Genomic DNA, 8,802 nt, shown 5'->3' on the forward strand with positions numbered 1-8,802 from the left:
CGACCGCCTCATCGCCCATTTCACGGTCCTGCTGGGCGCGGTCGCGGTCGATCCCGACCTGCACCTCAGTGAGCTGCCGATTCTCCCGCCGTCCGAACACGACAGCAGCCGGAAGGGGACGGTCGGGATCGAGGCGGGCGAGGTGCCGGACGTCCCCGTCCATGAGCTGGTCGCGACCTACGCGCACACCTCCCCGGACAAGGCCGCGGTGACCACCGGCGAACGGCGACTGACGTACCTCGAACTCGAGCAGGGCGCGAACCGGCTCGGACGCCTCCTTCGCACTAGGGGCGTGGCTCACGAAGCAGTGGTGGCCATCTGCCTCGAACGCACATCCGACGCGATCGTCGCGGCCCTGGCCGTGCTCAAGGCAGGTGCCGCCTGCACACTCATCGACCCCGGCACCCCGCCCGAACGACTCGCCTTCCTCCTGCGCGACACCCGAACCCGGACCTTGATCAGCACCTCGGCGCTGCGGGAACGGTCACCCGTGTCCGAAGCCGACGTCGCCTCCACCGTGCTCCTCGACGACCCGGCGATCCGCGCCCAGTTGGCGGACCACCCCGCCACCCCACCCGAGGTCGAGATCAGTCTCGACAACGCCGCCTACCTGATCTACACGTCGGGATCGACCGGCACGCCCAAGGGGGCCATCGGCACCCACCGCAATCTGATCCAGCTCCACCACGCGTGGACCGCCAGCCACGGACTGGCGGCCGAGGACGTATGGCTCACCACGGCGAACACGGCTTTCGACGTCTTCACCGGCGACTGGGTCCGCGCGCTCGCCTCTGGCGCGACCCTGCACATCGGGCCAGACCGTCGCAGGCTCGACCCCGCCCACCTCGCGGATCTGATCGACCGCCACCGCATCACCGCGCTGGAGACCTCGCCCCACCAGCTCGCCCCTCTTCGGGATCATCTTTCCGAGGCCGCCACCTCGAACCTGCGGTTGATGGTCGTCGCAGCGGACTTGTGGCCCGCCGCCGACCTCGCCCCTACGCGCTCCCTGCTGCCGTGTGCCCGCCTGCTCACCGCCTACGGGCTCACCGAGACCAGCATCGACTCGACCTGGTACGACGCGACACACGCTGACGCCCACCCACATCGGTACCTGCCCGTCGGGCGGCCCCTTCCGCACACGACCGTGCACCTTCTGGACCGTCACCTGCGCCCGGTACCACCCGGAACGCCCGGAGAGATCTACATCGCCGGCGACGGGCTGACCCGCGGATATCACCACCGGCCAGACCTGACCGCGCAGCGCTTCGTCGCCGACCCGTCCGCCGACGACGGCTCGCGGCTGTACCGGACGGGTGATCTGGGACGCTGGCGGAACGACGGAAACCTGGAGCTCCTCGGTCGCACGGACGAGCAGATCAACCTGCGCGGCCACCGCATCGAACCCGGTGAGGTCGAAGCGGCCCTCGTCGCACATCCGGACGTCGTGACGGCCGCTGTCGTGACGCGCGAGGACGAACCCGGCGACCTGCGCATAGCCGCTTATCTCGCGGTTTCGCCGGGGTCGGATCCGAGCGTCGACGAGCTGAGAACGTTCCTGATGGCCAAGCTTCCCGACCATATGATCCCCGTGGCTTTCGTCACGCTGGCGGAGCTGCCGCTGACGGTCACCGGCAAGATCGACCGTCAGGCCCTGCCCGCACCCGGCGGACAACGTCCCCGGCTCGCGGCCGAATACGTCGAACCGGCCACGGCCATCGAGCTGGTGTTGGCCGATGTCTGGCGTGACGTGCTGCGCCTCGACCACGTGGGCGTGCACGACGATTTCTTCGACCTCGGCGGCGACTCGATCTTGAGCCTGCAGGTCGTGGCGCGAGCACGGCGCGCGGGCGTCGTCATCACCCCGGCCCAGCTGTTCGACCACTCCACGATCGCCTCCCTTGCCGCGGTGGCGGGCGTCGCCGCCCAGGGCGAGGAGGCGGAACAGGTCCAGGTCTCCGGCCCCATCGAGATCCTTCCCATTCATCACTGGTGGGCGGCACAGCGGTTGACGCGTCCGGAGCACTTCAACCAGGCAACCTGGCTGGAGTCTGCGACCCGGCTCGATCCCCCGCTGCTGGAGCGGGCCGCGACCGCGATCGCCCACCATCACGATGTGCTTCGGCTACGAGCCACCGGATATCCCGACGCGCTCCAGATCTCCGTATCCGACCAGGCTCCGCCGGTCGTCACCCGGCACCGCCTTCCGGCCGGTTGCGACGCGGAGCAGACACGTGACCGGCTCCGGCGAATCGCGGGAAGCGCTCAGGCGGGGCTGGATCTGGAGAACGGACCGATATGGCGGATCGAGCTCGTGGATGACGCATCCGGGAACGGCTCCCGGATCCTGCTCGTAGTTCACCACCTCGCCATCGACACCGTTTCCTGGGACATCCTGATCGAGGACCTGGCTCGTGCCTACGAACAGCTCGCCGACGGCCGACCCGTCGACCTCGGCCCCAAGACGACGTCCATCCGGCAGTGGGCGGCGTACGTCGCCGACCTGAGCCGGACCACCGACGTCGCCAGCGCGTCCGCGAGCGATCAGAGGTCGGGCAGGCTCGCCGATCCGCTCCCAGTCGATCACGATACGGGGCCCATGACCTTCGCCCATGCGGGCACCCGCGGCGTCGTCCTGGACGTCGAGTCCACGACGGCATTGATCCGCGAGGCGCCGGGCGCATACCGCACCCGCGTCGACGATCTGCTCCTCGCCGCGCTCGCACGCGCGTTGCACGAATGGGCGCGCGTCGACCGCACCGTCGTCGAACTCGAAGGCCACGGCCGCACCTACACCGGTCCGCACGATCTGTCCCGCACCCTCGGCTGGTTCACCGCGCTCGCCCCGGTCCGGCTCGCACATGCCGGCGATTTGGCGGGACTCATCAAGACGGTGAAGGAAGAGGTCCGGACGATCTCAGGGCTCGGTGTGCGGGGCCATTTGCTCACAGAGTCCAGCGGCGGCTCGGGTGCTGAGATCGGGTTCAACTACCACGGCCAGCTCGACTCCGGCACTCCATCGCCATCCGGCAGCCGGGAACAGGGCGATGGGAGCGGCGACCCGGACGGGAGGTGGCGGCCGGTCGGCGGCCCAACGGCGGACGACCAGCACCCGGACACCCCGATGGCGCATCTATTGGAGATCACCGCCGCGATCGACGAAGGCCGGCTGCACATCGACCTGACGTACCCGCGCACCCGGTTCCGACCCGACACGATCAGCACCCTGGCCGAACACGTGCGGCGCGCGCTGGTCGAGGTGATCGAGCACACCGCGCACGTCGCGAGAACGAGTCCGGGTGCGGCGACGCCTTCCGACTTCCGCTTGGCCAATCTCTCCCAGCACCAGGTAGACCAGCTCGTCGACACGACCGGGTTCGTGATCGAAGACGCCTATCCGCTGTCGCCGACGCAACACGGCATGCTGTTCCACACACTGTTGGACCCCGACGCCGGCGTGTACTTCGAGCACACCAGCCTTACCTTCGAGGGGCCGCTGGAACCGGAACTCCTCCATCGGGCCTTCCAGTACCTGGTCGACCGGCACCCGATTCTGCGCACCGCCATCCGACACCACGACCTGGACGACCCTCTCCAGATCGTCGCCGCCAAGACCGCGATCCCCTGCACCGTTCACGACTGGTCGCGTTTTCCCGAAGACCAGCAGGCCGCCCAGCTCGAGGACTTCCTGGTCGAGGATCGGCGGCGGGGCTTCGACCTCGGCGTCCCGCCACTCGCCCGGCTGGCCGTCATCCGGCACGGCCCCACGCGCCACACCCTCCTGATCGCCGCGCACCACCTGCTGCTCGACGGCTGGAGCCTGCCGATCCTGCAGCAGGAGTTCCTCGCCACGTACCAGGCCATGGCCCGCGAAGAGGCGCCGGCCCTACACGCCCGCCGCCCTTACCGCGACTACATCGCCTGGCTCGCCGGCCAGGACGACCAGGACGACCTGGAGTTCTGGCGCGAGCAACTGGACGGCTTCACCAACCCCACCCCGCTCGCGGAATCCCGACGCACTGAGCCGACCACCGGGCACTCCACCCGGCGCTGGAGCCTGTCCGAGGACATCACTCGCCGACTCGAGAACCTGGCGCGCGGCCACCGGCTGACGATGAGCACCATCGTGCGCGGTGCTCTCGCGCTGCTGATCTCCCGGCAGGCCGGGACGTCCGATGTCTGCTTCGGCGCCACCGTCGCGGGTCGTCCGGGCACCCTTCCCGGGGCCGAGAGCATGCTCGGCCTCTTCATCAACACACTTCCCGTCCGTACTCGAACCAGGGCGGACCAGCCTCTTCTCGAGTTCCTTCAAGACCTGCAACGCCAGCAACTCGAGCAGCAGGATCACCAGCACACGCCCCTGGTATCGATCCAGGCGGACAGTGCGTTGCCGCCGAACACACCGCTCTTCGACACCATCCTCGTGGTCCACAACTACCCGGTCACATCAAGCGGCGGCCCTTCCGACACCACGGCCGCCGACCGCGGCGATACGGCATCGATCTGCGAGATCAGCGGCGAGGAAGCATACGACCACTATCCCCTCACCGTCACCGCCATTCCCGAGACCTCCCTGCTCTTCACAGCCGCGTATGACCGATCGCGGCTCGCCGAGGCGACCGTCGACCGCCTCGCGGCACATCTGTCCGCTCTGCTGGAGACCATCGCCGACGACCCGCACCAGCGGCTCGGCGACATCACCGCCGTTCCATCGGACGAAGCCGCGCTCGTCGCCGAGTGGTCGGCCGGGACGAACGCGCCGGTCGCCTCCGCCACCGCGGTCCACGAACTGGTCGCCGCGCAGGCCCGCCGGACACCGGAGGCGATAGCAGTGGTCTCCGAGGCGCAGCGGCTGACCTACAGAGACATGGACCAGCGCGCCAACCGGCTCGGCCACCACCTGCGCAGCCTGGGTGTCGGCCCAGAGAAGACGGTCGCGGTTCTCCTCGACCGCGGGCTGTCACTGCTCCCCACGCTCCTCGGGATCTGGAAGGCCGGCGGCGTCTACGTCCCGCTCGATCCCGAGGCCCCGGCGGAGCGCCTGGCGTTCCAGCTCCGCGACAGCGGCGCGATCGCGCTCATCACCACCGGTGACCTGCGCGGCCGGCTCCCGGCCGTGAACGAGATCGATACGGCCGTCGTCGTCCTCGACGAGCCCGCCGTCCAGCGCACGCTCGCCGCACTCCCCGCGTCCAGTCCAGCAGTTCCCGTACACGGCGGCAACGGCGCCTACTTGATCTACACCTCCGGGTCCACCGGTCTCCCCAAAGCGGTCCTCAACCACCACGCCGGCCTGGTCAACCGGCTCCTCTGGCAGATCCAGGCCCACGAGTTCGACGCCGCGGACCGGAGCCTGCACAAGACGCCATTGATCTTCGACGTCTCCCTCTGGGAGCTCTGCTGTCCACTGCTCGTCGGCGCCACCATCATCATGACGCCCCCCGGCCAGCACCGGGACCCCACAGCGATCGCCCGGCTCATCGAACGGCACACCATCACCACGGTGGAGTTCGTACCCTCACTCCTCGGCCCCTTCCTGGACGTCGCCGACGCCGACCAGACCGCTGGGCTGCGTCTGATCACATGCGCGGGGGAGGCGCTCCCCGGCCCCCTGGTGCGCCGCTGCCATGAGCGGCTCGGAGACCACTTCCAGGTCCACAACCTGTACGGGCCCGCCGAGGCCGCGGTCTCGGTCACGGACGCGCGTTGCCCGCCGGACGACGACCGGCCGCCCATCGGCCGCCCGATCACCGGAGTCTCGTGCCACGTGCTCGACGCACGACTTCGCCCGGCCGGTATCGAAGTCCCCGGTGAGCTGTACATCGGCGGCGTCGCCGTCGCGCGGGGCTATCACGATCGGGCCGCGCTCACCGCCGAGCGCTTCGTGCCCGATCCCCTCGGACCGGCCGGGACGCGGCTCTACCGCACCGGCGACCTCGCCCGCTGGCGTGCGGACGGGCAACTGGAGTTCCTGGGGCGCACGGACGACCAGGTGAAACTCCGCGGACACCGGATCGAACCCGGCGAGATCGAACAGGAGCTCACCGCCCATGCAGACGTGGGCGGCGCCGCCGTGATCGCTCACGAGCGCCCGCACCGCGGCCTCCAGCTGGTCGCGTACGTGGTCCCCGACTCCCGAACCCCGCCGAACATCTCCGAGTTGCGCGACCACCTGAAGCAGCGCCTTCCGGAAAGCATGATCCCCGCAACGTTCATCCTGCTGCACGCGCTGCCGCTCACCGGCAGCGGCAAGGTCGACCGCCGCTCCCTGCCCGCGCCCGGCACCGCCCGGCCCGAGCTGGCGGCCGCGTTCGTAGCGCCGTCGAGCACCGCCGAGCTCGCCCTGGCGGCCATCTGGCGGGAGGTGCTGGGGGTGGACCGCGTCGGTGTCGATGACGACTTCTTCGAACTGGGCGGGCACTCCCTGCTGGCCACGCAGGTCGCGGTCCGTCTTCGTACCCGGCTGGGGGTCGACCTGCCGCTGGCGGCCCTCTTCGAGGCCCCCTCGCTCGGCGGGCTGGCGGCACGGGTGGAGCAGGCGCTGATCGAGAGGATCGAGCGGATGACCGACGACGAGGTCCGCGACCTTCTGGCCCTGGAAGGAGACGATTCGTGAGCACCACACCCGCGCGACGGCGATCACAGCTCTCTCCCGAGCGTCAAGCACTGCTCGAACAACAGCTCAGGGGTGTCACGAACACGGATGCCGGCTCCAAGATCGAGCCTCTTCCGGCGGACGCTCCGAACACACTGTCCTTCGCACAGCAAGGGATGTGGTTCGTCAACCAGCTCGATCCCTCCGCCGCACACTACAACCTCCCCATGGCCTTCCGCCTTGACGGCGGCCTGAACGCCGAGGCGCTCCAGCAAGCACTGGTCGAGATCGTTGACAGGCACGAGGTGCTGCGGACGACCATCGACGCCGCCGCGGACGGGACAGCCCGACCCGTGGTCCGGCCGACCGCGGCCTTCGAGGTCCCGCTCGTCGACCTCTCGCCGCTGCCCATCGACGAGGCGCGAGCCGAGGCCGGCCGCCGGATCGACAACGACGCGGCTCAGGGATTCGATGTGGCGGCCGATCCGCCGATGCGGGCGTTCCTGCTACGCCTCAGCGCCGACGAGCACGTTCTGTTCGTCAACGTCCATCACATCGCGTTCGACCAGTGGTCGTCCCGTGTCCTCCAGCAGGAGCTCACGGCGCTGTACATCGCGTATCGCGACGGCAGTCACTCCCCCCTCCCGCCCCTGCCGATCCAATACGCCGACTATGCCGCCTGGCAACGCGACAGGATGGGTGACCAGGTACTGCAGGAGCAGATCGACTATTGGCGCGCCCAACTCTCCGATCTCAGTCCGCTCCAACTACCCACCGACCATCCGCGCACCGGGGAGCCCGGCCACTCCGGCACGCTGTACGAGTTCCAGATCCCGGCCGAGACCTCCCACCGGATGCGCGCGCTCAGCCACGACACCGGCACCAGCCTGTTCATGGTCCTGCTCGCCGCGTTCCAAGCGCTCCTCTCCCGCTACTGCGGCCACGACGACATCACCGTCGGCACACCCATCGCCGGCCGTCTCCACCACGACACCGAGCCGCTGATCGGGCTGTTCATCAACACCCTCGTGCTGCGCTCCGACCTGTCAGGAGACCCCACCTTCGAGGAACTCCTCCACCGTGTGCGCAACGTCGCGCTAGAGGCGTACGCCAATCAAGACCTTCCCTTCGCCCATCTGGTGGACGAGATCGGGCGGGACCGGAACGGTGCCCGGACCCCGCTCTTCGACGTCCTGTTCAGCTACCAGGCCGACGCCGGCCGATCTGCCGGTCCCGGGCTGGACGAGCTGGGCGCATGCGACTTCCCCATCACTCGTACCACCACCCAGTTCGACCTCGCCGTCGAGCTGATGGATGCCGACGGGCGGCTCTACGGGGCCATCGAATACAGCACCGACCTCTTCGACCCGAGCACGATCGAGCGGCTTGCCTGTCATCTCACCACCGTGCTCGAAGGCGTCGCCGCCGCACCCGGGGCGCGGCTGAGCGAGATCCCGCTGCTGACGGCGGACGAGCGGGCGAGCCTTGAGAGCTGGGCGCGCGGGCCGGAGGTCCCGGTGCCAGACCGTCCGGTACATGAGCTGATCGCGGATCTGGCCGCCCGGCATCCACGCGCCGTCGCGGTGACCGCCGCCGACCAGCAGCTGACATACGGGCGGCTCGACGACCAGGCCAATCGGCTGGCCCACCTCCTCCGCGGCCAGGGAGCGGGACCCGGCACGATCGTCGCCGTGTGCCTGGACCGCGGCCCCGATCTGGTCACCGCTCTGCTGGCGATCTGGAAGGCCGGCGCGTCCTATCTTCCGCTTGCCCCCGACCAGCCCGCCGACCGGCTCGCCTTCCAACTCGCCGACAGCGGCGCCCACACCGTCATCACCGCCGGGCCCCTCCAGCGGCTCCTCCCCCGTGGCCCGGCCGTGCTCATCGACGACCCGAGCCTCCGGCAAAGACTCGCCGACTTGCCCGCGACTCCGCCGATCGGCACGGTGCACCCGGATGAGATCGCGTACCTGATCTATACCTCGGGGTCGACGGGAACCCCCAAAGCCGTCAGCATCCGCCACGGCGGCCTCACCAACCTCATCACCGCCCAACAACACCACTTCCACCTCACCCCAAACGACCGCATCCTGCAGTTCTACTCCGCAAGCTTCGACGCCTCCATCTGGGAAACCACCCTCGCCCTCACCGCCGGCGCCACCCTCATCACCACCACCCACACCCAACGCCACTCCCCCCAACAACTC

Annotated in this window: 2 protein-coding genes (1 of these 2 cut by a window edge); both read left to right on the top strand. The window is 69.3% G+C overall.

Annotated features, from left to right (window positions below):
* Positions 1–6,616, top strand: the 3' end of a protein-coding gene (locus tag ACH34T_RS42715; protein ID WP_396026738.1) for a non-ribosomal peptide synthase/polyketide synthase. 9,242 nt of this gene lie to the left of the window's left edge; the window shows 6,616 of its 15,858 coding nt (coding positions 9,243–15,858); its start codon lies off the left edge, out of view; the stop codon is at positions 6,614–6,616.
* On the top strand, positions 6,613–8,802 hold a 2,190-nt coding region (locus ACH34T_RS42720; RefSeq protein ID WP_396026739.1), incomplete at its 3' end, for a condensation domain-containing protein. The genes ACH34T_RS42715 and ACH34T_RS42720, both read left to right, overlap by 4 nt.

Source organism: Actinomadura sp. 9N215, from assembly GCF_044326345.1.
Classification (GTDB): Bacteria; Actinomycetota; Actinomycetes; order Streptosporangiales; family Streptosporangiaceae; genus Spirillospora.